At 68.5% G+C, this 23,843-nt stretch carries 28 protein-coding genes and 1 pseudogene; 19 read left to right on the plus strand and 10 right to left on the minus strand.

The annotated features are described in order from the left end of the window. Positions 1-286 precede the first annotated feature (286 nt). From BJ976_RS11740 to BJ976_RS11750, 3 genes are read left to right on the plus strand one after another with little or no spacing between them, the layout of a single operon-like run. The gene (locus BJ976_RS11740) at positions 287-901 is read left to right on the plus strand and encodes a nucleotide-binding protein (RefSeq protein WP_135030771.1); all 615 of its coding nucleotides are present in this window, start codon (positions 287-289) and stop codon (positions 899-901) included. Beyond that, positions 898-1,149, plus strand: a complete 252-nt coding sequence (locus BJ976_RS11745; protein ID WP_135030772.1) for a hypothetical protein — start codon at positions 898-900, stop codon at positions 1,147-1,149. Before BJ976_RS11740 ends, BJ976_RS11745 begins: the two co-directional genes overlap by 4 nt. A gap of 19 nt (positions 1,150-1,168) precedes the next feature. Next, on the plus strand, positions 1,169-1,516 hold the full coding sequence (locus BJ976_RS11750) for a hypothetical protein (protein ID WP_135030773.1): 348 nt from the start codon (positions 1,169-1,171) through the stop codon (positions 1,514-1,516). A gap of 130 nt (positions 1,517-1,646) precedes the next feature. On the opposite strand, the gene BJ976_RS11755 is transcribed toward BJ976_RS11750, so the two are convergent. Continuing rightward, positions 1,647-1,937, minus strand: coding sequence for a hypothetical protein (locus BJ976_RS11755; protein ID WP_135030774.1), 291 nt, complete (start codon positions 1,935-1,937; stop codon positions 1,647-1,649). Positions 1,938-2,113: 176 nt separating this feature from the next. Then, positions 2,114-2,446, minus strand: a complete 333-nt coding sequence (locus BJ976_RS11760; protein WP_135030775.1) for a hypothetical protein — start codon at positions 2,444-2,446, stop codon at positions 2,114-2,116. Positions 2,447-2,913: 467 nt separating this feature from the next. Here BJ976_RS11760 and BJ976_RS11765 point away from each other — a divergent pair, with 467 nt between their 5' ends. The 4 genes from BJ976_RS11765 (at position 2,914) to BJ976_RS11780 (ending at position 5,608) form a co-directional block, all read left to right on the plus strand. Beyond that, positions 2,914-3,225 carry a hypothetical protein gene (locus tag BJ976_RS11765; RefSeq protein WP_135030776.1) on the plus strand — a complete coding sequence of 104 codons (312 nt, stop codon included), beginning with the start codon at positions 2,914-2,916 and terminating at the stop codon, positions 3,223-3,225. 261 nt (positions 3,226-3,486) lie between these two features. Further along, positions 3,487-4,110 (plus strand): hypothetical protein, encoded by a 624-nt coding sequence (locus BJ976_RS11770; RefSeq protein ID WP_135030777.1) that lies wholly within the window; start codon positions 3,487-3,489, stop codon positions 4,108-4,110. 456 nt (positions 4,111-4,566) lie between these two features. Beyond that, complete coding sequence (locus tag BJ976_RS11775; RefSeq protein ID WP_135030778.1) at positions 4,567-4,950, plus strand: hypothetical protein; 384 nt, start codon at positions 4,567-4,569, stop codon at positions 4,948-4,950. 421 nt (positions 4,951-5,371) lie between these two features. Further along, positions 5,372-5,608, plus strand: a complete 237-nt coding sequence (locus BJ976_RS11780) for a glutaredoxin domain-containing protein (protein ID WP_135031020.1) — start codon at positions 5,372-5,374, stop codon at positions 5,606-5,608. An 88-nt stretch (positions 5,609-5,696) separates the two neighbouring features. Here the strand turns inward: BJ976_RS11780 and BJ976_RS11785 are convergent. Next, positions 5,697-6,591, minus strand: a protein-coding gene (locus BJ976_RS11785; protein ID WP_184231858.1) for an IS5 family transposase whose coding sequence is annotated in 2 segments (ribosomal slippage) — positions 5,697-6,233 and positions 6,235-6,591 — 894 coding nt in all. Because the reading frame shifts where the segments join, the coding sequence is not laid out codon by codon here. A 98-nt stretch (positions 6,592-6,689) separates the two neighbouring features. Here BJ976_RS11785 and BJ976_RS11790 point away from each other — a divergent pair. Then, positions 6,690-7,115: a hypothetical protein gene (locus BJ976_RS11790; protein ID WP_135031013.1), complete on the plus strand. Its 426-nt coding sequence runs from the start codon at positions 6,690-6,692 to the stop codon at positions 7,113-7,115. A 190-nt stretch (positions 7,116-7,305) separates the two neighbouring features. Continuing rightward, entirely contained in the window at positions 7,306-7,764 is a 459-nt protein-coding gene (locus BJ976_RS11795; RefSeq protein ID WP_135031012.1) for a hypothetical protein, read from the plus strand. Positions 7,765-7,869: 105 nt separating this feature from the next. Here BJ976_RS11795 and BJ976_RS12140 read toward each other — a convergent pair whose 3' ends face one another. Then, positions 7,870-8,001, minus strand: a complete 132-nt coding sequence (locus BJ976_RS12140) for a hypothetical protein (RefSeq protein WP_260399382.1) — start codon at positions 7,999-8,001, stop codon at positions 7,870-7,872. Between the two features lie 114 nt (positions 8,002-8,115). After that, positions 8,116-8,439 (minus strand): annotated as a pseudogene (locus tag BJ976_RS12270) (phosphotransferase); the annotation flags it as partial. Here BJ976_RS12270 and BJ976_RS11805 point away from each other — a divergent pair. Next, positions 8,407-9,301, plus strand: a protein-coding gene (locus BJ976_RS11805) for an IS5 family transposase (RefSeq protein WP_184231913.1) whose coding sequence is annotated in 2 segments (ribosomal slippage) — positions 8,407-8,757 and positions 8,759-9,301 — 894 coding nt in all. Because the reading frame shifts where the segments join, the coding sequence is not laid out codon by codon here. The pseudogene BJ976_RS12270 and the gene BJ976_RS11805 overlap by 33 nt on opposite strands. Before the next feature lie 94 nt (positions 9,302-9,395). Here the strand turns inward: BJ976_RS11805 and BJ976_RS11810 are convergent. After that, positions 9,396-9,998 (minus strand): hypothetical protein, encoded by a 603-nt coding sequence (locus tag BJ976_RS11810; protein WP_135030744.1) that lies wholly within the window; start codon positions 9,996-9,998, stop codon positions 9,396-9,398. 56 nt (positions 9,999-10,054) lie between these two features. Then, positions 10,055-11,065 (minus strand): IS481 family transposase, encoded by a 1,011-nt coding sequence (locus tag BJ976_RS11815; protein ID WP_135030745.1) that lies wholly within the window; start codon positions 11,063-11,065, stop codon positions 10,055-10,057. 431 nt (positions 11,066-11,496) lie between these two features. Between BJ976_RS11815 and BJ976_RS11820 the strand changes: the two genes are divergently transcribed. Beyond that, a complete protein-coding gene (locus BJ976_RS11820; protein WP_229667503.1) occupies positions 11,497-11,991 on the plus strand; it encodes a toll/interleukin-1 receptor domain-containing protein in 495 nt (164 codons plus the stop codon). 140 nt (positions 11,992-12,131) lie between these two features. Continuing rightward, positions 12,132-12,704, plus strand: coding sequence for a recombinase family protein (locus BJ976_RS11825; RefSeq protein WP_135030747.1), 573 nt, complete (start codon positions 12,132-12,134; stop codon positions 12,702-12,704). 39 nt (positions 12,705-12,743) lie between these two features. On the opposite strand, the gene BJ976_RS11830 is transcribed toward BJ976_RS11825, so the two are convergent. Together BJ976_RS11830 and BJ976_RS11835 are read right to left on the minus strand one after the other, a co-directional pair. Then, the gene (locus tag BJ976_RS11830) at positions 12,744-15,329 is read right to left on the minus strand and encodes a DEAD/DEAH box helicase (protein ID WP_135030748.1); all 2,586 of its coding nucleotides are present in this window, start codon (positions 15,327-15,329) and stop codon (positions 12,744-12,746) included. Positions 15,330-15,334: 5 nt separating this feature from the next. Beyond that, positions 15,335-17,479 (minus strand): site-specific DNA-methyltransferase, encoded by a 2,145-nt coding sequence (locus BJ976_RS11835; RefSeq protein WP_135030749.1) that lies wholly within the window; start codon positions 17,477-17,479, stop codon positions 15,335-15,337. Positions 17,480-17,640: 161 nt separating this feature from the next. On the opposite strand from BJ976_RS11835, the gene BJ976_RS11840 reads away from it, so the two are divergent. From BJ976_RS11840 to BJ976_RS11855, 4 genes are all read left to right on the plus strand, one after another. Then, positions 17,641-18,306: an HNH endonuclease family protein gene (locus BJ976_RS11840; RefSeq protein WP_135030750.1), complete on the plus strand. Its 666-nt coding sequence runs from the start codon at positions 17,641-17,643 to the stop codon at positions 18,304-18,306. Between the two features lie 532 nt (positions 18,307-18,838). Continuing rightward, on the plus strand, positions 18,839-19,045 hold the full coding sequence (locus BJ976_RS11845) for a hypothetical protein (RefSeq protein WP_135030751.1): 207 nt from the start codon (positions 18,839-18,841) through the stop codon (positions 19,043-19,045). A gap of 3 nt (positions 19,046-19,048) precedes the next feature. After that, a complete protein-coding gene (locus BJ976_RS11850; RefSeq protein WP_135030752.1) occupies positions 19,049-19,447 on the plus strand; it encodes a hypothetical protein in 399 nt (132 codons plus the stop codon). Beyond that, positions 19,444-19,986: a hypothetical protein gene (locus BJ976_RS11855; RefSeq protein ID WP_135030753.1), complete on the plus strand. Its 543-nt coding sequence runs from the start codon at positions 19,444-19,446 to the stop codon at positions 19,984-19,986. Before BJ976_RS11850 ends, BJ976_RS11855 begins: the two co-directional genes overlap by 4 nt. 657 nt (positions 19,987-20,643) lie before the next feature. Here the strand turns inward: BJ976_RS11855 and BJ976_RS11860 are convergent. Further along, complete coding sequence (locus tag BJ976_RS11860; protein WP_135030754.1) at positions 20,644-20,841, minus strand: hypothetical protein; 198 nt, start codon at positions 20,839-20,841, stop codon at positions 20,644-20,646. Positions 20,842-21,208: 367 nt separating this feature from the next. Between BJ976_RS11860 and mobC the strand changes: the two genes are divergently transcribed. The 3 genes from mobC to BJ976_RS11875 form a co-directional block, all read left to right on the plus strand. Next, positions 21,209-21,592 carry a plasmid mobilization relaxosome protein MobC gene (gene mobC, locus BJ976_RS11865; protein WP_135030755.1) on the plus strand — a complete coding sequence of 128 codons (384 nt, stop codon included), beginning with the start codon at positions 21,209-21,211 and terminating at the stop codon, positions 21,590-21,592. Then, complete coding sequence (locus tag BJ976_RS11870) at positions 21,589-23,043, plus strand: relaxase/mobilization nuclease domain-containing protein (RefSeq protein ID WP_135030756.1); 1,455 nt, start codon at positions 21,589-21,591, stop codon at positions 23,041-23,043. The genes mobC and BJ976_RS11870 overlap by 4 nt, the downstream gene beginning before the upstream one ends. After that, positions 23,030-23,843 (plus strand): hypothetical protein (locus BJ976_RS11875; protein WP_184231914.1); only part of this gene is annotated, 814 nt, incomplete at its 3' end. The genes BJ976_RS11870 and BJ976_RS11875, both read left to right, overlap by 14 nt.

Genomic DNA, 23,843 nt, shown 5'->3' on the forward strand with positions numbered 1-23,843 from the left:
GCCGATGGGCACCGGCGCCGGCCCGGCACTACCCCGCGCCGCTCTAGCGTCTCCCCGTGGCGGAAGTAGCTGGGCCTGGGGACTGGTCCACGCGGCCATGCCCGCTCCCTCGTCATAGGCCCCCCCGGTGAGCACGCGGCCACCCTCCGCCGGCAGCGCACGCCGGCCCCCCGTTGTCGCACGCCATCAGTGCATGCCTACGTGCCTACTTGCCGACGTAGGCACGTAGGTACTAGGCTGAGTGGTGAGCGGCACTCGCCGCGCACCCTCAGACCAAGGAGGAATCATGATCGAGAACGGGAATCCCCTGACGCTGGTGGCGTTGAACTCGAAGGGCGGCGTTGGCAAGACCACCACCACCATGATGCTTGCCGCCGCGTTCACCCACGCGGGCCGCAGCGTCGAGGTGTGGGACGCCGACCCCCAGGGCAGCGCGTCCGAGTGGATCGAGGACGCCACCGAGGCCCACGGCGAGGCCCTGCCGATCCGCTACGCGGCGGTCAACCGGGCGACGCTGGGCCGCAAGACCAGCACCGCGGACGTGCTGCTGATCGACACCGCCCCGGGCGACCCGGGCAGCCAGTCGGCCGCCGTGGCCCGCGCGGACCTCGTGCTCGTCCCGACCGGCGCCGCGCGGCTGGACCTGGCCCGCGTGTGGGCCACGGTGGACGCCGTAGGCCAGGCTGTGCCGTCCGTGGTGCTGCTGAACCGCGTGGACGCCCGCACGCGCACCTACACCGACACGCGCGCCGTGCTGGAGGCCGAGGGCGTGCCGTCCTTCACCACCGCGATCCCCCGCCGCGAGGCGTTCAACACCGTGGCCGGCTCGTGGCCGACCCCCGCCCAGCTTGGCCCGTGGGCCGATGTGGCCGCCGAGATTCAGGAGATGACCCAGCGATGAGCACCGAGCGCAAGCCCTCCACCGTCGGCGGACGCCGCCGCCCCAAGACCGACCAGCCGCAGACCGCCCGCCCCGCAGGCGACATGCGAGCCGCGTTCCAGGACCGCAGCCGACCCCAGGTCGTCAACACCTCGTTCAACTTCCCCCGCGACTTCCACGAGCACATGCGCCGCCTCGCGTTCGAGCGAGGCGTGAGCATGAAGGACATCATTATCGAGGCCGTGCAGGCCCAGCACCCTATGCCCTGACCCCCCAAGGAGAGCCCCCATGAGCCAGGACCACCGCCTCAACCGAGCCCGCGAGATTGCGAAGTTCGCTGCTCGAAACGCGGACGAGACCGCCAAGTACAACCCGGCTGCTGTCACCTTCTACGCCCATGCGGGTGATGACACAGGCCGGCTTGCAGCCGAGGCATTCCGAGCAGAGGGCGCGGACGCCGCCGCCGAGGTGGTGGCGGAATACCACCGCGCCTATCAGGCCGCGGCGAAGACGGTCACGCCCCCGACGTGGGATAAGGAGATCCAGACCATCGGAAGCGCCCTGCCGCCGTCCATCACCGACGAGGACGGAGCGACCGAACAGATCGAGGAAGCCATGCGCAGGATCACGCCCTGATCCGTCAGCACAAAAGAACGGCCCCCGCCGGCATGGCGGGGGCCGTCGCGCGTGCGGGGCCGGGCCGGACCCGACCAGGCGAAGCCCACTCCCCCGTCCGCGCGTCCATCCTGCCGGAGCGGAGCCCGGCCTAGTGGTCCCGCCACGGCATCGGATCACGGCCAGCCGGCGGACGCCAGCGCGCGGCGTCCGGGTCGATCCGCTGCACCCACTCCCCCGGCACCCACGCTTGGAGCATCGGCCCGCCCGGCACGTCCTGCCAGGCCACCAGCACGTGCGAGGCCGACCACCGGCAGGCCATCGCGTCCACGTCCTCCCGATCCGGCAGGGCCACCCGCACCAGCGGCTCACGCCCGTACCGGGCCGAGACCACATCAGCCGGCGCACCGAAGGCCGGCCCCTCGTACACGCGGATGCTCATGCGCCCGATCCCACCACGAGGCCCGGACCCGGTAGCACGCGGGGGCGCTCCGCCCCCCGCACCCCCAGGCCAGCGCGGCGCTGGACCACCGACGCGGCCCCGTGCTCGCTCCGCTGCGCGCGGGGCCGCTCAGGGGCCCCAGTGGGTCACCGCCGGCGCAGGGGGACAGGCCAGGGTCAGGCGGGCACGCCCAAGGCGGCCAGCACGAGGGAGCCAGGGACCAGGGACCAGGGATCAGCAGGACGTAGAGACTCCCACACGGACGGATCAGCGCGGCGCGCCGCGTCCAGCACTTCCCTCTCGAGGTCGTCCGGCACGATCACGTCATCCTCCCCGGCCCGGCGGGACAGGTGCAGTGCGAGCGTCGCCGCCGCCACGGACTGCACACGATCGACTTCTGCGGCGAGATCGCCCAGGGGCGGCAGCTCGTGCAGCTGCGCCCACTCCACCGCCACACGCTGCGCGTCCTCGTCCACCAGCTCCGCCAGCTCGTCATCCCACATGCTCATGCTCTCCCCCTTGATCCGTGGGCCGGCTTGTGCCGGCCCGTGCGCCCATCATGGTCCGCCGAGTCCGCCACGGCCCGCGTCATCCACAGGCCACCCATCCCAGCGTGCTCACCAGAGGGCCTAGACAGGGGGCGGGCATGGCCGCGTGGACCAGTCCCCGGGCCCAGCGACTTCCGCCACGGGGAGACGCTAGAGCGGCCTGGGGTAGTGCCGGGCCGGGGCCGGTGCCCATCGGCAGCACGAGCCGGGAGCAGCGCCCGAACGGCACCGCGTAGGCATGTGCCTAGGTAGGCACGCGCCTACAACAACGCCCGAATCCTTCACGAATCCGACGAAAAAATCCCCGCCAGGAGTTGCGCCCGACGTTCACTGTCTAGTACACTGGAGGAGTCGGCAGGGGAGACCAAGCCCCACGCCGACCCGGACGGAGACACCGCCCGGACCCACTGGAACAAGGAGAAGCAGTCATGAGCGTTGACACGTACTGGACCAAGGTGGCCGCCGTCCGCGAGGCCCTGGCCGAGGCCAAGCCCAGCACCGCCGCCGAGGTGATCGCCATTCTGAAGGAGCACGACCCGATGACGGTCCACCTCACGGGGGATGCTTTCTACTCCGGCTCCGGCGACGGCGGGAGCCTGGCCGAGGACCTGGAGGCCGCCGGGTGGCGCTACGCGTGGGCGGAGGCGGATCACTACTACGTCATCCGCCACGAGGGCACCGGCGAGGCCCTGACCTACATCGAGGGCGACGTGTACGCCGGGGACAGCCGGCCCCGCTGACAAGCCCACCAGGACGCCCCCGCCGATCCGGCGGGGGCGTCCCCGTGTCCGGTCCCGGACGGCATCGCGTAGGCATGTGCCGACGTAGGCACGCACCTACGACAACGCCTGAATCCCGCAAGAGTCCGCCGAAAAAATCCGCGCCAGGAGTTGTGCCTAGTGTTCGGTGTCTAGTACACTGGAGGAGTCGGCAGGGGAGACCAAGCCCCACACCGACCCGGACGGAAACACCGCCCGGACCCACTAGAACGGAGTCAGACCATGACCGCCATCGATTCCCGCATCGTGACCGGCTACCCCCTCCCGCGCAGCATGGCCGAGGCCGCCGATTTCGCCGAGAAGTGCGGAGCCCTGATCGTCGTGGACGTGAACGAGGGTGACGAACTGGAGTTCACGCCCGCGGACGTGCGCGAGTATGACGAGGACCGCGCCCCCGGCGAGCCGCTGGAGTTCGTGCGCTACATCTTCCCCAAGCAGCAGCAGCAGCGGCGGCGCGAGCAGCAGGAGGAGCGAGACCAGCAAAAGCGCGCAGCCCGCGAGGCCGCAGCAGCCGAGAAGAAGGCCCGCGCCAAGCGCGAGCGGCAGGAGCGAGCCCGGGGCGCGCTCATGTACGCGCGCATCGAGGCCCTGCGCGCCCTGGCCGAGCACACCGACCCCGCCGCCATCGCCCCCCAGCTCGGATGCAACGTCGCGGACGCCATCGCGGCATGGCTGTACGCCGAGGGCGTCACCGACGCCGCCGCCGCGTGGATGCAGGCACACGAGGCCCGCCCCGAGGCGTCCGAGGCTCACCGGCACGAGACATTGACCGCCCATGCGCGCGGGCGACTGGCCGAGGAGCAGGTCCGGCGGGGTGGCGAGCATCTGCCCATCGTGAGGGGCTGACCATGCGGACAGGCCCGGCCCCCGAGGGTGGGGCCGGGCCCAGCGCGGCCCGCGCCGACGAGGGGCCGGCAGGAGATGCCGGCGCGCCGTGGCCGTGTGCTCACCAGGGGGCCAGGAGGAGGGGCGGGCATGGCCGCTGGGGTGGGCTGGCAGGCCCAGCGACTTCCGCCACGGGGAGACGCTAGAGCGGCCTGGGGTAGTGCCGGGCCGGGGCCGGTGCCCATCGGCAGCATGAGCAGGGAGCAGCGCCCGAACGGCACCGCGTAGGCATGTGCCGACGTAGGCACATGCCTACATCAACGCCCCAAGCCCGCAAGAATCCGCCGAGAAAATCCCCGCCAGGAGTTGTGCCTAGTGTTCGGTGTCTAGTACACTGGAGGAGTCGGCAGGGGAGACCAAGCCCCACACCGACCCGGACGAAGACACCGCCCGGACCCACTAGAACGGAGTCAGACCATGACTGAGAACATCCTCACCACCGCCCGCCGGATGACCGAGGCCGAGAAGGCCCGGCGCGAGCGGAGCCGAGACAACATCGCCGCCACCCTGGCCGTCCGCGCCGCCCGCGCAGAGCTGCGGATCAACGCCAGCGAGACGGAGGCGGCGGCGTTCGAGGAGTTCGCCGCCCGCTTCCCGGACCTGCCCCGGGTGAACGTCGTCCTGCTGTGGGACCAGTGCCCGGCGGCCACCAAGGTGAACACCCGCCAGTCGTGGCCGTTCGACAGGACGGAGCCGCGCCGCGTGCGCCGGAGCGCGGCAAGCCTGTGGATCCTCCACACCACGGACGGCGCTCTGCGCGGCGTCGAGGTCTACGACAAGTCGGCCACGGACCCGGCGTGATCCGGTAGGAGCCCAGCCGGGGCCGGTGCAGGACACCGGCCCCGGCGGGCATCCCGCCCACCAGGACGCGAGCACGCGGACCACGGCGGGGGAGACCAAGCCCCCGCCCCCGAGCACCACAAGACCCCAGGAGGGAACCACGATGACCACCCAGACCCGCCCCCAGACGACCAAGCCCGCCGCCCTGTGGATCGCCAGCGATGGCCGGATCACGTGCGTGGAGCACGGAGGGATGGCCCTAGCCGCCGCCGTCGAGGCCCGCCCCGAGCGCCTGGCGCATGTCACCGACCTGGACGACTGGCAGGCCATCACCCCGGACCACATCGAGCAATGGGCCGCGCAGATGGGCGCGGACGCCGCCGCCGAGGTGGCCCGGTGCGAGACGTGCCGAATGCAGGCGCCGGCGCGAGAGGATCAGCCCATGAGCACCGAGCCCGCCCCCGTGATCGTCTACAGCCGCCCGTCATGCGTGCAGTGCACGAGCACGACGCGCGCGCTCGACAGGCGCGGCATCCGCTACGAGGTGCACGAGATGACCGAGGACGACGCGGCCCGCTTCAAGGCCCAGGGGCACATGCAGGCCCCCGTGGTCGTCACCGAGGCCGACACGTGGGCCGGATTCCGCCCGGACAAGATCAGCACGATCCTGGCCCCGTGAGACGAAGATGCCCCCGCCCCCTATCGACCAAGACAGGGGCGGGGGCGGGCCACCACCCCGGAGGGGGAATGGGGCGGCGGCAGGGCCACTAGGGCATGTCTGACAATCGTTTTGACCACGCGAGCACAGCATTCAGGACCACAGCGGCCCTGTAGATGATCGCGTACTTGTCATACCGGGTCGCCAGACCCCGCCACTGCTTCAGGTGAGCGTACTGACGCTCGATGACGTTGCGGCCCTTGTAGGCGTCCGCGTCGAGGCTGACGGGGCGCCCGCCGCGGGCACCGCGCCGTCTGCGGTGGCCCTGCTGGTCGGCCGGTTCGGGGATGACCGCTTTGATCCCACGGGCACGTAGGTGGGTGCGGATCGCCCGGGAGGAGTACGCCTTATCGCCCAGCACGGCCTCGGGGCGGGTCCGGGGCCGCCCTACTGGCCGGGGCACGCGCAGCTGCTCCAGAAGAGGAAGCAGCATCGGGGAGTCCCCTGCCTGGCCGGGGGTGATCAGGCTGACCAGCGGCAGCCCGGTCCCATCGACGAGCTGATGGATCTTCGTGCTCAGCCCGCCACGGGAGCGCCCGATGCCGTGATCGGCCGGCTCCTCACGCGGATTCTTGTAGTTCGATCCATCCCCCTGTGTGGCGGGTGATGTTCGTCGCGTGCTGGTGGGCGCGGGCGATCGTGGAGTCCACCGAGACCGACCAATCGATCAGGCCTTCGGCGTCAGCGGCGGCGGTCAGCGTGGCCAGCACCGTGTCCCATGTGCCTTTTTCGGCCAAGCGCCGATGCCAGGTCCACACGGTCTGCCAGGGCCCGTAGACCTCGGGCAGATCCCTCCAAGCGATTCCGCACCGGTACCGGTAGATGATCGCCTCCACCATGGTGCGGGCGTCGGCGAACGGCCTGCCGGCGCGGCCGGTCCGGGTCGGGAGCATCGGGGCGATCAACTCCCATTGGGCGTCGGAGAGCATCTGGAACCGGGACATGTCCCCAGGGTCTCAGCTGACTCGTGCATCTATTCTCAGACACGCCCTAGAACGGGATTGGCCACCCACCACAGTACAGAACCAGGAAGGCAACACACATGGACGCGCGCAAGGCAGTGGAGAAGGCGGCGGCAGCCGTCGAGGCAGCAGAGGCCGAGGTCACCCGCACCCGCGATGAACGAGACGCGGCGCTGTGCGACGCTGCCGCGTCCGGTGCCCCGAAAGCGCGGATCGCCCGCGCGGCGGAGATGAGCCGCGCCCAGGTCATCGGCATCATCGAGAAGGGAGCGGGCCGCGCGCGCGGCGGCGACGTGCTCGCGCGCGTCGCCAACAGCGCAGCCGCCGCGCGCGCGGCCCGCAGCGCCCGACACGAGGCGGTCACCGCCCGTGACGCGCTGCTCGTACAGGTGGCCGACGCCAAACAGCTCACCGCCGCAGAGGCGGCGCGCATCGCGGGCGTGCCGCCGTCAACCATCAGCAACGCGCGCGCCCACCAGCGCACCGCCGCGGAGTCCGCCGGCTGAGGCCACAAACGCCAATCCCGGCGTAGTTCTGGCGCGTATGTTGTGGCGTGAGTTTTGGCGCACGACACGCCGGCATTCCACGCCACCGTGCAGCCCACCGGCCAGCCGCCACAAACGACCGATTCCGCCGGGCGAGGCCAAGCGCACCCGGCACCACTCACCACCACCTGAACGGAGAACGATCATGCACATGAAGCGCAGCACCCTGGCCCTAACCGCCGCCGCCCTGGTTCTCACTGGCTGCGCCAGCGGGGAGATCGAGCCGACCGCAACAGTCACGGAGACCGTGGCCGCTCCCACGGCGATTGACCGCCCAGACCCGCTGAGCTCGTGCACGGTGGACGTGCGGACGACGCCGGGGGCTGAGCATCCCAATGAGGCTGTGATCGCGTGCGGGGACGACCCCATCACCCTCTCGGGTGACTTCCGTGACCAGACGATGAACCGCTACGATCCCGCGACGGCGCGCGGCGTGCAGCGCGTGATGATCGTGGGCCGTGAAGCCCGCGTTTGGACGGGGGAGTGCCTGCTGACGCATCACCTGGACGCGGACGGCACGAGTGCGTGCACGCCGTCCGGTGCGAACGCGCCGGCTGATCCTGACCACATCGGTCCGACCCCCAAGGCGGAGCAGCGGAACGACGCCTGAATGGTCGTGGCATGTGGCGCGGTCCTGCCGCGCCGCAGACCACCGAATGTGCCGCGGGCGCGCATCTCTATTCCGCCCGCGCGCGAGGCGGTTCGGATGGGCCTGTCAGACAGGAGGTAGTTGGAATCGCTCCATGGGCATGGTGGCCAGGTCGCGGAGATACCCGCCCTGTCGTGCGTCTGCGTAGGCCGCGTCCTCGTTGTCCTCGAGCGCCCAGGTGCCTTCTTCCCAGGCCATGTGGTCTAGCGCTGCGGGCCAGAGCTTCCGTTCGGTTGAGGTGAGTGAGATGTGTCGAGCATAGGAAGAGTAGAAGTCGTTCCACTCCTGTGCGGTCATCATCCGAGCCGGAGCTGACGGTGACTCGTTGTGGAGAAGCACTACTGCCATGGCCAGGTCGAAGAGTCGCGGTTCCCAGCCCCCGTTGTCTGGGTCAACCACCGTGGGGCCGCTGGCACTGAAGATCACGTTCGCGGCCTTGTAGTCGCTCGTTACGCTCGCATAGGGCAAGGCGTGTTCGTCATCGGCGGCTCGCAATGCGGGCAATGAGTGGTCCCACCAGCGGTCCGCGAGGGAGTGGAGGGCCGCGAGGGACTTAGGGCGTGTCTGAGAATAGATGCACGAGTCAGCTGAGACCCTGGGGACATGTCCCGGTTCCAGATGCTCTCTGACACCCAATGGGAGTTGATCGCCCCGATGCTCCCGACCCGGACCGGCCGCGCCGGCAGGCCGTTCGCCGACGCCCGCACCATGGTGGAGGCGATCATCTACCGATACAGGTGCGGGATCCCCTGGAGGGACCTGCCCGAGGTCTACGGGCCCTGGCAGACCGTATGGACGTGGCATCGGCGCATGGCCGAAGAGGGCACCTGGGATGCGGTGCTGGCGAGGCTGACAACTGCCGCGGACGCCGAAGGCCTGATCGATTGGTCCGTCTCGGTGGACTCCACGATCGCCCGCGCACATCAGCACGCGACGAACATCACCCGCCTCACAGGGGGCTGGATCGAACTACAAGAATCCGCGTAACGAGCCGGCCGATCACGGCATCGGGCGCTCACGTGGAGGGCTGAGCACGAAGATCCATCAGCTCGTGGACGGGACCGGGCTGCCGCTGGTCAGCCTGATCACCCCCGGCCAGGCAGGGGACTCCCCGATGCTGCTGCCCCTACTGGGGCAGCTGCGCGTGACCCGGCCGGCAGGCCGGCCCCGGACCCGCCCCGAGGCCGTGCTGGGCGACAAGGCGTACTCCTCCCGGGCGATCCGCACCCACCTACGCGCCCGTGGGATCAAAGCGGTCATCCCCGAACCGGCCGACCAGCAGGGCCACCGCAGACGCCGCGGTGCCCGCGGCGGGCGCCCCGTCAGCCTCGACGCGGACGCCTACAAGGGCCGCAACGTCATCGAGCGTCAGTACGCTCACCTGAAGCAGTGGCGGGGTCTGGCGACCCGGTATGACAAGTACGCGATCATCTACAGGGCCGCTGTGGTCCTAAATGCTGTGCTCGCATGGTCAAAACGATTGTCAGACATGCCCTAGCCCAACCCTCGCAGTAGAACACCGCACCCGGAAACACGAAGCGGCCCCGACCCTCCCGCGATGGGAGTGCCGGGGCCGTTTCGCCATGCAAGGGTCAGGCGCTCTCGTCGCCGTCCAGCTCCCCCAGGAAGGTAGCCAAAGCCTTCATCCGCGCCTGAGGGCGATCCATCGTCTCGCGATTGAAGTAGAAAGCCGTATTGTCGTCGAACATCACAGAGAACTCTGGCGAGCTGTACTTGATGCCACGGACGTCCTTGCGCTCAAGGCTGGTGACGTCCACAGCCCGGACGTCACCGCGCCGCTTGACGCTAGGGCCTGCGAACGCGAGGTCGCGCTCAGCAGCCTGCACGTTGGACGCCTCGCTCTCGGCGAAGCCCACGGTCACGACTCGCTGCCCGCCGATCACGATCAGGCTTCCCCTGACCGTCGCTTCACCTAGCTCATCAAGGTCTGAAGCATCGTCGGACTGACGGAGTGCAGCAGCGTTGGACGAATGAAGTACGGCGAGAATCTCGTCCTCTCCCATCCCCAGCGCAATGCGATGGATGACATCCGACGCTGCCTTCTGAGTCGCCCTGTCCGTTCGATCCAGTCCAGCCGCCTTGTCCGCTCCGAACTCCCATAGCGCTGACTCGACCTTATCCAGGGCCTCCGACTGAACTTCTGCGAAATCGTAGTCCAATCCATAATCGACCATTTGACCCACCCTTCACCTAACGCATATCCGGTCTGGATGCGTCATGTGGAAGGAGTCTAGCTGTAAGAGGTCATGACGTTGTTGACTCGGGCCGGGGCCAACGAGGCCGGAGGGGCGTCTCCGCAGGAGGTATGAGGCCGATGGTAGTTGTAGTGGTTCACCCACACCGCCAGGGCCTCACGCCGAGCTTGCTCTGAGGAGTACGGGCGGGCGTAGAGGACCTCGTCCACCATCAGCCGGTTGTACCGTTCGACCTTCACGTTGTGACGCGGGGTGTAGGGGCGGATCCGGTGGTGCCGGCCCCCGAGCGAGACCACCTTCCGGGTGAAGTCCACGGCCCGGTAGTTGTTGCCGTTGTCCGTGATCACCCTGTCGATCCGGATCCCGTGGGCGGCGAAGAACGCCCTCGCCCGGCAGAAGAACCCGATCGTGGTCACCGCCTTCTCGTCCTCCAACGCCTCGGTGTAGGCCAGGCGGGTGTACCCGTCGATCGCCGAGTGCAGGTAGGTGTAGCCGACCCGTCGGTCAGGCCCGCGCTTGGCTGCTCGCGCGTTCTCGGAGTCCCGTCCGTGCGCACGCCAGCCGCCCCCGTCAGGGATGCGCCCGATTTTCTTCACGTCCAGGTGCACCATGTGCCCCGGGCCGCGGGCGGTGATCCTCTGGGCCGGCTGCTGGCGCAGGTCCTCACCCGTGGGCGCGAGGTCTGGCAACCGGGAGATGCCCAGCCGGTGCAGCCACCTGCCCACCGTTCGGAGGCACACCCGGTGGCCTTCAGAGACGAGGTGGTGATGGATGCGGCGGGCTGACCACTTCTCCCTGCGACGCAGGGTCTGGATCTGAGCCACCACCTCGGGGTCGAGCTGGGCAGGTGAACGGCGCGGCCGGCAGGAGCGGTCTTGCAGTCCTGCCTCGCCCTCGGCGCGGTAGCGGGCGACCCAGGTGGCCACCGTGGGCCGGCTCACCCGGAACTCGGCGGCCACGTGTGCCTGCGGGATGCCGTCGTGCAGGTGGCGGTGGACCATCCTGAGTCGGCCGGTGGGGGTCAGGGGTGCGTTAGAGTGGGTGATGAGCGGGCTCTTTCCAGCGGATGGGTTGTTGAGGAACTTCCATCCTGCCGGGCGGGGCCCGCTCGTCTCATCTCAGTCGGGCCCTCGTGCCAAGAACCTCATGACCCACAACACCTAGGCTGGGATCTTCCGATACCCCCGGACCTCTGCGCCAAAGCCGCACTGGTGGGACCCCTTATCTTGTCCCTGCCGCGTCTTACTCTTGAGCCATGGCACAGTGCACAGCCCCCGTTGAAGGTCACCGCACCGCGAGTGGAGCGGCGAACTGCCCCGCATGCCGTGGAGGCCGGTCGTACTACAGCACGCCCTCCTACTACTCACCCCCGGCAGCGCGGCCCAGTGATGGGGGCACATCGAACAGCGGGGGAGGCTCTTCCGGCAGGGGGGCGACGACTTCACGGCGCACACGCAGTGGTGCCTCGGTCGTGTACATGCCAAGCGAGGAGCGGACGTTTGCGCCTGTGGCGCGCCAGGCAGAGCAGATCGCACGGAGCTACCCGGATCGCCGTGACATCTTCCTCTGCCACGCCTGGGACGATCGGCAGGAAGCTGCCCTAGAGCTGCACGATCTGCTCCGGACCTATGGCGCGACGGTGTGGTTTAGCGAGTACGACGTGGGCCTCGGTAAGTCGCTGCTCACGGAAATCGATAAGGGTCTTCGGAGTTCTCGAGTCGGGATTGTGTTGGTGACCCCGTCAATGCTGACCACTCTGGACAGGGCTACGGGCATCGCGAGCAAGGAGCTGGCGGCATTGCTGGCCACGGACCGAGTGATCCCGCTGGCGCACGGGACGGACTTCGACGCCCTTCGCGAGGTGAGCCCTCTGCTCGGTGCCCGGTCTGGCCTAACCACGGGGGACGCTCTTTCGTTGGAGGAAGCTGCCAAGAAGATCGCCGCCGCGACGGCTGCCCAAGAAAACGACTGACAGATCCCGCACCTAGGGTGTGCCTGAGAAACCGTCCAGTCGGGTATACCCCTTTACACGCCCTGCCCGCCCACGAGAGCATCACGTCAGAGACGGTCCCAAACCGGGCCGTTAGACAGAAGTGTCGGAAGGTCTAAAACGTGGTTGGACAGACCGTGGCCTACGTGCGGGTCAGCTCGGCCGAGCAGAACCTGGATCGTCAGCTCGAGGCGGTGGGGGAGTGCGACCGCGTCTTCCAGGACAAGATCAGCGGCAGCTCGAGGGCTAAGCGCACCGGGTTGGCTGAGCTGATGAAGTACGTCCGCGAGGGGGACCTGGTGAAGGTCGCCTCGATGGACCGGCTGGGCCGGGACACCCGGGACCTGTACGCGATTGTGGACGAGCTCACCGACAAGGGGTGCGCGGTGCAGTTCGTGTCAGAGCGGATCACCGTGGACAAGTCCGGCACCTCCCCGGTGGACGGGCTCATGCTGGGCATCCTGGCGGCGTTCGCTGAGTTCGAGCGCCGGCGGATCAAGGAGCGTCAGGCCGAAGGCATCGCCCTAGCCAAGGCCCGCGGCAAGTACGTGCAAGCCCCGAAGATGTCTGATCAGAACGTGGAGCAGGCGCGCGTGATGATCGAGATGGGGATCCCGAAGGCCGAAGTGGCGCGCACGTTCGGGGTGAGCCGGCAGACCCTGTACACCTCGTTGCGCCGGCAAGCCTCTGACTGAACCCCGTCCTCGGCCGCCGGCGTCTCTTGAGTTTCTGTTTCAGTACGCGGGCGCGGCCTTGTACAGGGATTCAGCGTCCTGGGCTGCGTGGACGCCGGCCCGGACGACGTCGTTCTTCATGTCCAGCACCCGCAGCTGGCCGTCGATTTCAGCGACGGCCTCGATCCGGCCGAAGGCGTCCCCGTGTGCTTGGGCGTAGTCGGCCAGGCCTCGCAGCTTGGGCAAGGCGTCGGCCAGGTGCGTGCCGTGGGGGTCCACGATGTCCGCGCGGATCGTGCCGTCCTGGTTGGTATGGAAGAAGAGGAAGTCCGGGCGCAGGGCCTGCCACTGGCCGGTGCCGTCCTGGTACGGGATCGCCAAAGACTGCTTGGAGGCCCGGGAGGGGTTGCGGTACCAGCCCCGGAAGGAGGGCTCGGCGGCTTCGGAGTCCAGCACCTGCCGCTCCCAGGCGTTCAGATCCACAGGTGCGGTGCCGTCCTCGGCGGCCATCAAATGCAGAGTGCGGGTCGGCAGAGGACGCTCGCTGCCATCAGGGAGGCGCTCCTGCTGGTCGGCCTGGGCCAACTTCGGGCGGGTCAGGTCCACACGTTCAGGCCGACGGGCCATCTCCCGCACCCGGTCATACACCGCCTGGCGCTCATCGGTCAGGCCGTTGATCTGCACGCGGTACTGGCTCAGCCAGTCCTGCACGAGCTTGTCGGCCTTGGCCTCCAGATCGGCGACGACCTCGGAGGTGCGGGCCAGGGAGGCGATGATGATGTCTCCTTCGCGCAAGTCGAGATCCTCTTCGTCCTCGGGGACGATGTGATCGATGTAGGCCCCGGCGATCCAGCCGGTGAGGGTGCGGGCCGCCGCGGCAGCGGCCTCCTCGATGGCCCGGTCATCGGCCAGCAGTTCCAGGCTGGTGGTGCTCAGGGTTGTGGTTCCCAGCCGGCCGGTCAGCCGCTGGGCCGACAGCGTGAGCACATCCTGGCGGGCCGCGGCGATCTGCTCGGAGTACTGGACCCTGCATCCGTCCAGGAGCTTGCACATTGTGTGCGCGGCGGTCTTGACCGCCCCGGGCAGCAGCCCGTCGTGGGAGAGGGCGTTGGCCAGGATGTCCAGGCGCTTGAGCGGTTTGGTGGCGCCCTGGGGGATGTTCATGGAGGGCAGGGTGTCGAACACCGCCCACACGTCTTCTGCCACCGCCGGGTTCGGTGTCAGGGTGACCGGGTCGAACAGCACCCGCCGGGCGGCCTGCTTGCCGGGGTCGGAGGTGGTGTCGTCCATGTCGGACTGTCCGCGCATCAAGGTTTGGGCGATGGCGGTGGAGGTGGTCTTGTCGAAGTGGGGCAGGAAGCAGTCGATGGAGTTGAGCACCTCGTTGCCTGGGATGCGTCGGGCCAGGGGGGTGCGGACCATCCGGCCCAGCAGCTGGTGGACGTAGGTGGCGTCCTTGTAGGTGCGGAAGGACATCAGCACCTCTGCCCTGGGGCAGTCCCATCCGGTGGAGATCGCCTCCATGGCCAGCAGCACCCGGATGTGCGTGGTTTCCTGCACTCGCTGTGGGGCGATGTAGTTGACGATCTGGCCGGGCAGGTGCCGGTCGGTGTGGGTGCCGAAGACGTGGGCGATGTCCTGGGGTCGCAGCTCGGGCCACTCCTGGTGGATGACATCCAGGATTCGTGAGAGGTGCTCGTCGCTGGGTTTGTCTGCGACCTGCACGACCAGTAGTGGCACCACCGGGTTCGGTTCGCCCTGCTCGGCGGCATAGGCGGCCCAGGCCCTGGTGGAAGCCTTCGTGCGGGCCACGGCCTCGCGCAGCAGCGTGGTGTCGAAGGCGCCGGCTTCCTCGGGGATGGTGAGGACAACATCGTCCTTGAGCAGCCCGGAGGCCTGCACGAGCGCGGGGTCGACCTGCACGGGGGAGAGTGCGTCCCGGTCGGTGGCGTGGGCCATGGCCTGGGTGAAGCGTTCTACGGTGGCGGAGATCCCGAGCACGATCGGCATGGCCGGGGCCAGGGCGGTGCCGTTGATCAGGCGCTGGACGATGGTGGCCCGTTCCTGGTCGTTCTTCTTGGTGGTCTTCATGCCCCGGTGGGCCTCGTCCAGGATGAAGTAGAGGGTTCGTCCGGGGGTGGCCACGGTGTTGGCGATGACGTCGTAGATGGTGCGTTGGGCCATGTCGGGGGCGGCCATCACCGGGGTGGCGGCGTTGGCGGGGTCCTGGGTACCGCGCACCAGGCGGGCCCCGTCGCGCAGCTTCTGGGCGTTGAGGAAGTACACCTGGCCGGAGGCGAAGGTGGTCTCGGCGAAGGAGTTCTCCACGGTGCGCAGCCGACCGTCGAGCTCGGAGGATGCGGCGTGGATCCGGGCGCGGGACTGATCGTTCAGATCCGGGTCATCGGAGAACCAGAGCACGGTGGCCCCAGGATCGGGGGCGATGTCCTCGGTGTACTGGTCGGAACCGAAGAACAGGGCCTCGATGATGGCCGCGGCCATCACCGTCTTGCCAGCCCCGGTGGCCGCGGCCAGGGAAAACTGGGACAGGACCCCGTCGTCCTGGTAGTTCTTCCTGGCCCGATGCAGCCGGTTCAGGACCTGCTCGACGGCTTGGGCCTGGTAGTCCTTGAGGGTGTAACGCATGGGGGTCAGGCCCTCCGGTTGATCTGGAAGTTGTGCAGGTAGGACTCGTACAGGCGCACCGGCGTGGTGTGTCCAGGCAGCTGCCGGGCCACGGACTGGAAGGCCGCCTCGGAGTCGGTCACGATGAACGCCACCCTCACCTGGGGGTCAGCCTCCAGGGCGGCCAAGAACTCGGGGGCGTGGTCCATGTCCTCGAGCACCCCGTAAGCCTGAGCCACATCCCAGCCTTGTTCCGGAAGGCTGGAGATGATCCGACCGCGAGAGCCGGCCTTGAGCCAGAGCATCGGCGCGACCCGAGCGAAGGCACGGTTGCGACGCACCTGCCGGGGCGCCTCATAGGTCAGAGTGAAGAACGCCGCGTTCTCCTCGAAGCCCTCGGCCATGGGGAACTCGTCAGTGAACTTGTACTCGCCCTTGATCGGGTCCCCGGCCGGAGTCCTACCGATGATCGCAGCGGTCACGCGGGGCTTGGTGACGTAGTCGCAGATGCCCCACTGCTCCCACTCCGCATCCCCGGGACGAAGCCCCTTCTTCCACAGGCCCTTCTGCTCCTCGGCGGACACCTCGTTGTTCGTCACGGAGATGCACTGACGACGCCCGCCGTCCTGCTTGTTCAGACGCATGACGGCATGTGCAGTGGTTCCGGAGCCGGAGAAGAAGTCGAGAATGACCGCCCCGGGCTTCTCCGCGACGAAGAACTTGATGCAGTCCTCGACCGCATAGAGAGACTTGGGGAAAGGAAATGCCCTGTCCGGCAAGAGGTTCTTGAGCAGGCGGGAGCCATACTGGGTGCTGTCGTGTGCGGCGATGCGCCACTGGGTCCCAGGGATTGCGCGGTTGGTCACTTCAATTGACTCACCTGTGATGAGAGACCCATCGTGATCCCGTCCCTGAATGGGATAGGTCCCATTCAGGACCTTTGCGTACTCTCCGCCCTTGATGTAATAGGCGACGAATCCCTTCTGGAGAGAACCTCCAAGGCGAACCCGCCCTTGCTCCAGATGTTCAACCAGTCTGGCCTGGGAAAGTTGCCAGTTTCCGTGGGTGCCATCCTTCCGAATCGGCCAGAGAAGGACACGCCCTTCCGGTACCGCGACGTCGAGATGGTCTGCGTCCAACGGGATACTCGCACCCACCCCCACCACAGCACCAACGTTAGGGTCGATTTCCAGGGGGTAGAAGAGGTTCGGCCGATCAACGCGATTGGCATTCGTTCCAGACCTTCGCAGGAGGTCCCACCTGACCCGGCCAGTGAAGGTCCGCCCCTTCATGGAAACCCACCCATCACCAAGGGGGACACGCATGGGAGCACACTCGCCGAGCATCACAAAGTATGCGTACTCATCGCTTCGCCCAAACGCCCCCCTGCGAGCCACATTCGCAGGGTTGATCTGGATGCTCACCATCTGAATCCGCGCTTCTGGGAAGGTCTGCTCCAGGAGCATTCCGAGACGCAGGTACTCTTTCTCGTCAATGGTGACAATGAGGACGGAGTCCTGGGGGTTGAGAAGGTCCTTGGCGACCTTGAGACGACGCTCCATGAAGGAAAGCCACTTGGAGTGACGGTAGTCGTCGTCGCCCTCGACGTAGTCGTTGTTGTACTTCCAGTCCTTGGCGCCCGTGTTGTAGGGCGGGTCGATGTAGATGCAGTCCACCTTGTGGCGGTGGGTGTATGTGAGCATTTCGAGGGCGTGGTAGTTCTCGGCGTTGATGACCGTGTGGAACGGTTTGTCCCCGCCGTTCTCGACGCGGCCTGTCTCGACCAGGCCCGGGTAGATCGGGTCCTCGAAGCGGGCGACGACCACCAGGTCCTCGAGTGCTGCTGTTGAGGTGGCCGGCTCGCGGACCTCGGGGTCGACGTCTGCTTCGGTCAGGTGGGCTTGCTTGCCGTCTGGGGTGCGTTCGATGTCGGTGACGACCCAGTGTCGGGTGTCCCCGATGGTGAGGCTCCCGCGCGGGGGCAGCACCCGGACGGTGTCCCCACGGCGCACGGGTCGGCCGGGCAGCTCCACGGCCTCGGGCTGATGGCGCTCGAACACGAGACCGAACTGGCTGCGCCCGGTGAGCTGACGGAACTCAGCTTCCAGGTCTGCGGCCAGCTGCGGGTCGGCCTTGCGGGCCTGGGCGAGCAGGTCAGTCAGTCGAGACACGGGTGTTCTTTCTCTGGGCCGAGTGGCATGTGGCGCTCTCCGCGCTGATCCAGCCCATCCTAGGGACCGGGGACCCCGTGCCGGGCATGGGCTTCACGCGAGCTTAGGATCAGCGCTGATGCAGACGCGCATCCCCGTTCACTCGAGCAAGGAACTCGCCCATGTCACGACGCTCTCTGGCTTCTCTGGCCACTGCTGCCGCTTTCGTCGCCACCGCTGTCTTCGGGGGTGCTGCTCCTGCTTCGGCCGGCACCACGTATTCGGCCCCGCTGCGCACGGCGGTGTCGTCTTTGGCGGTGGCGGCGGAGAACAACACCGGCTATGACCGGGACGCCCAGTTCGGTGGCTGGAAGGACGCGAACGGGGACTGCCAGAACACGCGGGCTGAGGTGCTGATCGCCGAGTCCAAGGTGTCCCCGACGTACACCACGACCCGTAAGTGCACGGTGGCCACGGGCAAGTGGGTGACCGGTTGGGATCTGGTCACGCACACCTCGGCCTCGACGGTGCAGATCGATCACATGGTGCCCGTACATGAGGCGTGGGGCTCGGGAGCCCGGTACTGGACCAAGGCCAAGCGGGTGGCGTTCTACAACGACTTGGGGGATGCCCGATCGCTGAACGCGCAGACCTCGGCGTTGAACTCGGCCAAGCAGGCCCGCGGTCCGGAGCAGTGGCTGCCGCCGAAGAACCAGTGCCAGTACATCGCTGACTGGACTGCGGTGAAGATCCGCTGGGGGTTGAAGGCTGATGCCACGGAGAAGGCGTTTCTGGTGAAGAAGGCCGCGTCCTGCGCGAACACCACCCTTAAGGTGACCCGGTACTGAGGCTGCACGGCCGCAATGGTGCCCATCCCCTACTCGTTGACGGCTGCGGGTGTGGGCACTGGCCTGCCCGGGGGCTGGCTCGAGGACTTGTGTTCGTATTTTGTCTGTCATGGCCACCCCTCCACTGGAGCTTGCCGGGAGTCGAGGCGTCTGCTTCCTGCTGCGAGCCCGTCGGTTACCCCCGGCACCCTGTCCAGAGGTCTCGAGGCACCCGCCGTATGGGGCTTCTGCCGTCTTGAGTAGGCGTGGTCCAGGAGCTCCGGTCGTCCAGAGAGCGCGAACATGCTACGGGGGTCTTACCTCACGGCGGGGGACCGCTTCACCCTGCGGGTCGGGGGCGTCGTTGTCGGCATTGGGAAGGTGGCGGTGCAGGACGCGTGGAGTCGGGGCGGCCCGCGGCAGGAGGGCCGGAACGCCGGCCACAAACGACCGATTGAGCCCCAATGGGGCCTAGCTTCCCCGCGCGTGTGGGGGTATACTCATAGACGAGCGGAGGCCAAGCCGCTCCACCACCGAGAGAAGGGGGCTCACCATGAGCCAGCAGGCCACACCCAAGCAGATCGACCACATCATCCGTCTCGTGAACCGCATCACCGGTCAGCGTTCCGGGTACATCAGCCAGTGCGACGGTCACGCCGGTCTGGACCTCACGCAGCGGGAGAAGAAGGGCGGGATGACGAAGGCCGAGGCGTCGGCGCACATCGACGCCTTGACCGCCCGCGCGGCGCGGGAGGGCTGACCGATGGGACAGCAGATCGAGACGAGCCCCGCCGGCTACTTCGTGGACCGTGCCCGCGTGGTCCTGGCGCAGGCGTCCGCCGCGCCGGACGCGGACCCCACGCCGCTGGCCCAGTGGGCCGAGGAGGCCAAGCGCCGCGACCAGCGCACGGGCGGCGTGCTCGTCACCCGGGACGGGCGCATCGTGGCCGAGTGGCACCAGCGCCGCGCGACGACGACGGACCCGGGCGGGGCGTGGGTCGCGTCCAAGGACATGCAGCGCATTGTGGGCGGCACGTCGTGGGTGAACGCCCTGGACCGGGCGCAGGCGCAGATCGGGCGCGCGCTCGGGGAGCCGGTGGCCGCGCTGAGCGCGTCCACCCTGACGACCGGGCACGCCCCCCGCTACGGGGGCGGCGAGTGAGTCCGGCGCTGCTGCACACGTTCGTGGACGTGGCCCGTCACGTCGGCGTCACCCCGCCCACGGTGCGGGTGTGGGTGGAGAAGGGCTGGCTGACGGCATCGGGACCGTGGACGACGGCGGACGCCCGCGCCGCCGCCGCCCGGAGTCGGCAGCGCGCAGGGCGCGGAGCCGTCGCCGCGCACGGCACGGCGAGCCGGTGGCGCGCCGGCTGCTCATGCGAGGCGTGCCGGGCAGCTCACAACGCCGAGTCCCGCGACGTGAGGGAGGCTGCTCGTGTGGAGTGGTGGGCGGACCGAGAGGCCCCGCTGCTGGAGGCGTTGGCCGGCGGCGCGCCGTGGCGCGAGGTGCTGGCCGAGGTCGGTGTGACGGCGCAGGCTGTGACGGCGCACCGACGCCGGTCGCCCGCGTTCGCGGCGGCGTTGGACGGGGCGCTGATGGAGGGACGGGATCAGTCCATCGAGCACGGCAGAGCGGGCGCGTGGCGGGCCGGTTGCCGGTGTCCCGAGTGCCGGGAGTACCACGAGGGCACGCGCACCTGAGCCGTCCCGTAGGGAGCACGGAGCCCCCCGCAGTCGCGGGGGGCTCCTGTTCGTCCTCAGCCGCTCCCACGCGCCCGCGCGCCGATGGGCACCGGCCCTGGACCGGCACTACCCCAGGCCGCTCTAGGGTCTCCCCGTGGCGGAAGTCGCTGGGCCTGCCAGCCTGCCCCCGCGGACGTGCCCGCCCCCTGTCTAGGCCCTCTGGTGAGCACGCTAGATCAGTGCGCCGACAGAGGTAGTGACGGCCGACCGCTGTGACGCAAACGGGCGGCGCCCGGGACACCTGTAGGTACCCCGGGCGCCGCCCGTTCATGGTCGGCTGTGTCAGTCAGCCGGGGTGTTCTCTGAGTCCGCAGCGTCGATCGAGGGATGCTCCTCGACAGACGCCCTCGACGTGCGCCGGCGGGGCCGAGAGGCGCGGGACTTAGGGGCCATGTCTGAGGGGCGCAATGAACGCAGCTCTGTCTTGGTCCACCCTGACTGCTCAGCTTCCTTGAATGCCGCTTCCACGTCCGCCGTCGCGGTCTCAAACGCGGAACGCTTGTCCTCCCGAGTGGCCAGCGCCTCCGCGATCCGTTCAGCAGCCGTCATCCGGCGCTCGGTTGCCCGTCGAGCGTCCTCCAGGAACTTCTGTGTGTCCATAGCCATGTCTAGAGCTTACGCATCCGGGCGTGCACGGGACACCCATTCGGCTACGGAAGACGCGAGCACACGAGCGCAGGTGGGGCCGAGACGGATTACCAGCAGGTCGGCCGCGTCCGCATCGCACCCCCCGAGCGCCGCGCGCGCTTCTTCCAGAGTGAGCACGCGCGGCGTCTTGTCCACGTGCTCCGGCGAGTTGGGTACGTCAGTCATGGGGCACTCTCCTATCCACTTGCCGTTCTTCCGGCACGGTTTGGCCACTTGGGCCGGTGGTGGCCGTCAAGCGGCGGAGGGCGTCGTGGAATACCGGAGCGAGCGAGGAACGAGCGAGTGAGGATATGCCGCGAAAGCGCCCGGGAGTCCGCTTGACGGGCGCCGGCGGCCCAGTAGCCTCGGGTGCCGGATGAACGGCGTGCCGTTCACAAGAGCGAGCGCGCGGAGCGCGCTCCGTGACCGGCTTTGCCGGAGCAAGCTAGATACTTATGTGCCATAAGTAGCTTGTCCCGTTGCCGTCCGGCATCGGGCGTGGGACACTCGTGGTGACGAGTGGCGTTGGCACTGTGCGGGGAGGAGGCGGATCATGGCTGATCGGAAGCGACAGGCGAACCAGGTTGGTGGTCGTCCGCACCGCCGTGTTCTGGTGCTGACGGAGGCGGAGAACGTGGAGCTGCGGGTTGCCGCCGACCGCGAGGGCAAGAGCGTGCAGCGGTACTTGGTTGAGGCCGGCATCGCCCGGGCGCGCGGCGTGGACCCGCAAGCCGCCCACGAGGCCATCACCGCTCTGTTCAAGGTGGAGCACCAGCTGAGCAAGGTGGGGACGAACATCAACCAGCTGACCCGTCACGCGAACGCAACGGGTGAGATGCTGGCTGCGGAGCTGCGCGAGGAGCTAGCAGAGCTGCGCCGGTGCCTGGGGCGGCTGGATGAGACCGTGGATCAGGTGTCCGTGGAGGCCCGCCGATGATGCCGAACGTCACCCGCGGCGGGGACATGCCGGGGCTGATCTACTACTTGGCCGGGCCGGGCCGGGCAAACGAGCACACGCGCCCAATGATCGTTGCCGGTGACGAGAGGATCACCTTCCGGGTCGAGCCCGGGAAGGTGCTGGACAAGCGAGATGCCTTCGAGGTGGCTTACCAGCTGGAGAAGCCGCGTCGCGCGCACGGGACCGTGGTCACCGTCCCCGTGAAGGAGTGGGACGAGGAGCAGCAGAAGCAGGTCAAGGTGGGGGAGCGCGACGGGCACGTGTGGCACTGTTCCCTGGCCATTCGCCCGGATGATCGGGACGTGAGCACCGAGGAGTGGGGGCAGATCGCGCAGCGGTTCGTGGAGGAGATGGGATTCATCGACCCGGACGGGGCGAAGTCCTCCCGCTGGGTGGCCATCCATCACGGGCAGTCCAAGAACGGCAACGATCACATTCACATCGCTGTGCAGATGGTCCGTGAGGACGGCACCAAGGCGAACGTGAACGCGGATTATCACCGCGTTCAGGAAGCCGCGCGTCGGCTCGAGAAGGAGTTCAACCTCGCCGTGGTCGAGGGGCGCAATGCCGACCGGACGTTGGGCGCACATCACCCGGCGGAGAAGGCCCGCGCCGAGCGGTCGGGGGAGAAGCTGGCCGTGCCGGCCCAGCTTCGTCAGGCAATGCGCGCGGCCCTTGCAACCGCGGACAGCCCGTTGGAGTACGTGCAGGCGTTGCAGGCGTCGGGGGTGACTGTTGCACCGTCGTTCGTGAAGGGTTCGAGGTCGCAGGTGCGGGGCTACAAGGTGGCCCTGCCGGGGCAGTCATACCGGACACGCGAGGGGCAATATGTGTTCGCTACCCCGTCGAAGTTGGACCCGTCGTTGTCGTGGCCGAACGTGTGCGCCCGGTTTGGGGGCAAGGGGCGCGATGAGGCCGAACGGTACCTCGCGAGTCTTCACGGCACCGGCGCCCAGGAGGCCAACCGGCCGCACCGTCCGCACCAGCGCCGACCGATTCATCCGCAGCACATCGAGCGCATGGTCAGCGGGAAGAAGGGAACCGGGCCCGACACGTTGGCGAACATCTACGCGCGTCTGGCCATTGAGCACGAGGAGGGCCGAGACGGCCCGCTGGGGCGTCTGTCCGAGCGCATGGCGCAGGCCGTTGTCTCGGACACCGCCGGCGCCTACCGGGTGCGTCAGGCGGCGCGGTTCGGTTCCCGTTCGAGCGAGCGTGGATGGCTGGCCGTGGTCAACCAGGCCAACCGTCTGTCCCGGACGATGATCGGCGGTCAGATGGGCCGGGATCGTCCGCAGCTGGCCCGTGACGTGGTGGCGTTGATCGCGGCCGCCGAGCGGGTGCATCGACTGGTCACACCAACCACCCCTGCCCGCGGAGCCGTCCGCGAGCAGCACACCGAAAGGGGAACCGGCTATGGCCGAGGATGAGGAGTCGCAGGTTGCCGAGGACTTCGGGCGGATGGTCCGTATCGCCACCGGCAGCATCATGCAGGTGGCTGAGTCTCGCGCGCGGCGCCGGCAGGTCGGCGCGTCTACGGACGCGGCCGCCACGAGGGACCGGCAGCGCATGGAGGACAACGCTTCGCGTGTAGTGCAGCACGACCTCTACCGGGCGGAGTTCTGGAAACACGCCGGGTCGGAGTCCATCGCTGACCGCATGGCTGTGGCCGCCACGCTGGGGGAGTCGAACCCGGCTGCACAGTCGGCGTGGATGCACGGCGCCGACGTGATCCGTTCGACCTACGGGATCGACCTCCAGAAGATCAATCGGGAGTACCCGAACAGCCAGGAGGAGCGTCACGCCGCGCTGCGTGATGCACTCGATGATCGGTTCCAGATGAACCGCTACGACGCGGAGGCGGATCGTGTCCGTGACGTGGCCGAGGAGCTAGGCCGGCCGAAGACCGAGCGCGAGAACGTCACGGCCGGACCAGGGAACGTGCGGGGCGCCGAGACCGAGGCCGAGGCGATCCAAGTGGCGGAGAAGCTGGAGGCCGAGGCCGACCGTGAGCGCATGGAGGAAGGTGAGTCGCTGGAGCGTGCTGAGCGCGCCGAGGATGCCGGCCGGGACGTGCAGCCCACGCTGGACACCGATGGTCTGGCCGCGCGCCGCGAATTCGCCCGGGAGCGCGCCGACGAGGCCACCGCGACCCCCCAGGGCCCGGGACCGTCGCCCGTGGCCACCGCCGCGCATGAGCGCGTGGCCGGCACCGGACGGGTAAACCTGG

The sequence above is a fragment of the Micrococcus flavus genome (assembly GCF_014204815.1).
Taxonomy (GTDB): Bacteria; Actinomycetota; Actinomycetes; order Actinomycetales; family Micrococcaceae; genus Micrococcus; species Micrococcus flavus.

Excerpts from the sequence above, each read along its gene's own strand:
- BJ976_RS11740 (WP_135030771.1), top strand. The coding sequence starts at position 287 with ATGATCGAGAACGGGAATCCCCTGACGCTGGTGGCGTTGAACTCGAAG.
- BJ976_RS11745 (WP_135030772.1), top strand. The coding sequence starts at position 898 with ATGAGCACCGAGCGCAAGCCCTCCACCGTCGGCGGACGCCGCCGCCCC.
- BJ976_RS11750 (WP_135030773.1), top strand. The coding sequence starts at position 1,169 with ATGAGCCAGGACCACCGCCTCAACCGAGCCCGCGAGATTGCGAAGTTC.
- BJ976_RS11755 (WP_135030774.1), bottom strand. The coding sequence starts at position 1,937 with ATGAGCATCCGCGTGTACGAGGGGCCGGCCTTCGGTGCGCCGGCTGAT.
- BJ976_RS11760 (WP_135030775.1), bottom strand. The coding sequence starts at position 2,446 with ATGAGCATGTGGGATGACGAGCTGGCGGAGCTGGTGGACGAGGACGCG.
- BJ976_RS11765 (WP_135030776.1), top strand. The coding sequence starts at position 2,914 with ATGAGCGTTGACACGTACTGGACCAAGGTGGCCGCCGTCCGCGAGGCC.
- BJ976_RS11770 (WP_135030777.1), top strand. The coding sequence starts at position 3,487 with ATGACCGCCATCGATTCCCGCATCGTGACCGGCTACCCCCTCCCGCGC.
- BJ976_RS11775 (WP_135030778.1), top strand. The coding sequence starts at position 4,567 with ATGACTGAGAACATCCTCACCACCGCCCGCCGGATGACCGAGGCCGAG.
- BJ976_RS11780 (WP_135031020.1), top strand. The coding sequence starts at position 5,372 with ATGAGCACCGAGCCCGCCCCCGTGATCGTCTACAGCCGCCCGTCATGC.
- BJ976_RS11790 (WP_135031013.1), top strand. The coding sequence starts at position 6,690 with ATGGACGCGCGCAAGGCAGTGGAGAAGGCGGCGGCAGCCGTCGAGGCA.
- BJ976_RS11795 (WP_135031012.1), top strand. The coding sequence starts at position 7,306 with ATGAAGCGCAGCACCCTGGCCCTAACCGCCGCCGCCCTGGTTCTCACT.
- BJ976_RS12140 (WP_260399382.1), bottom strand. The coding sequence starts at position 8,001 with ATGGCCTGGGAAGAAGGCACCTGGGCGCTCGAGGACAACGAGGACGCG.
- BJ976_RS11810 (WP_135030744.1), bottom strand. The coding sequence starts at position 9,998 with ATGGTCGATTATGGATTGGACTACGATTTCGCAGAAGTTCAGTCGGAG.
- BJ976_RS11820 (WP_229667503.1), top strand. The coding sequence starts at position 11,497 with ATGCCAAGCGAGGAGCGGACGTTTGCGCCTGTGGCGCGCCAGGCAGAG.
- BJ976_RS11830 (WP_135030748.1), bottom strand. The coding sequence starts at position 15,329 with ATGCGTTACACCCTCAAGGACTACCAGGCCCAAGCCGTCGAGCAGGTC.
- BJ976_RS11840 (WP_135030750.1), top strand. The coding sequence starts at position 17,641 with ATGTCACGACGCTCTCTGGCTTCTCTGGCCACTGCTGCCGCTTTCGTC.
- BJ976_RS11845 (WP_135030751.1), top strand. The coding sequence starts at position 18,839 with ATGAGCCAGCAGGCCACACCCAAGCAGATCGACCACATCATCCGTCTC.
- BJ976_RS11850 (WP_135030752.1), top strand. The coding sequence starts at position 19,049 with ATGGGACAGCAGATCGAGACGAGCCCCGCCGGCTACTTCGTGGACCGT.
- BJ976_RS11860 (WP_135030754.1), bottom strand. The coding sequence starts at position 20,841 with ATGACTGACGTACCCAACTCGCCGGAGCACGTGGACAAGACGCCGCGC.
- mobC (WP_135030755.1), top strand. The coding sequence starts at position 21,209 with ATGGCTGATCGGAAGCGACAGGCGAACCAGGTTGGTGGTCGTCCGCAC.
- BJ976_RS11870 (WP_135030756.1), top strand. The coding sequence starts at position 21,589 with ATGATGCCGAACGTCACCCGCGGCGGGGACATGCCGGGGCTGATCTAC.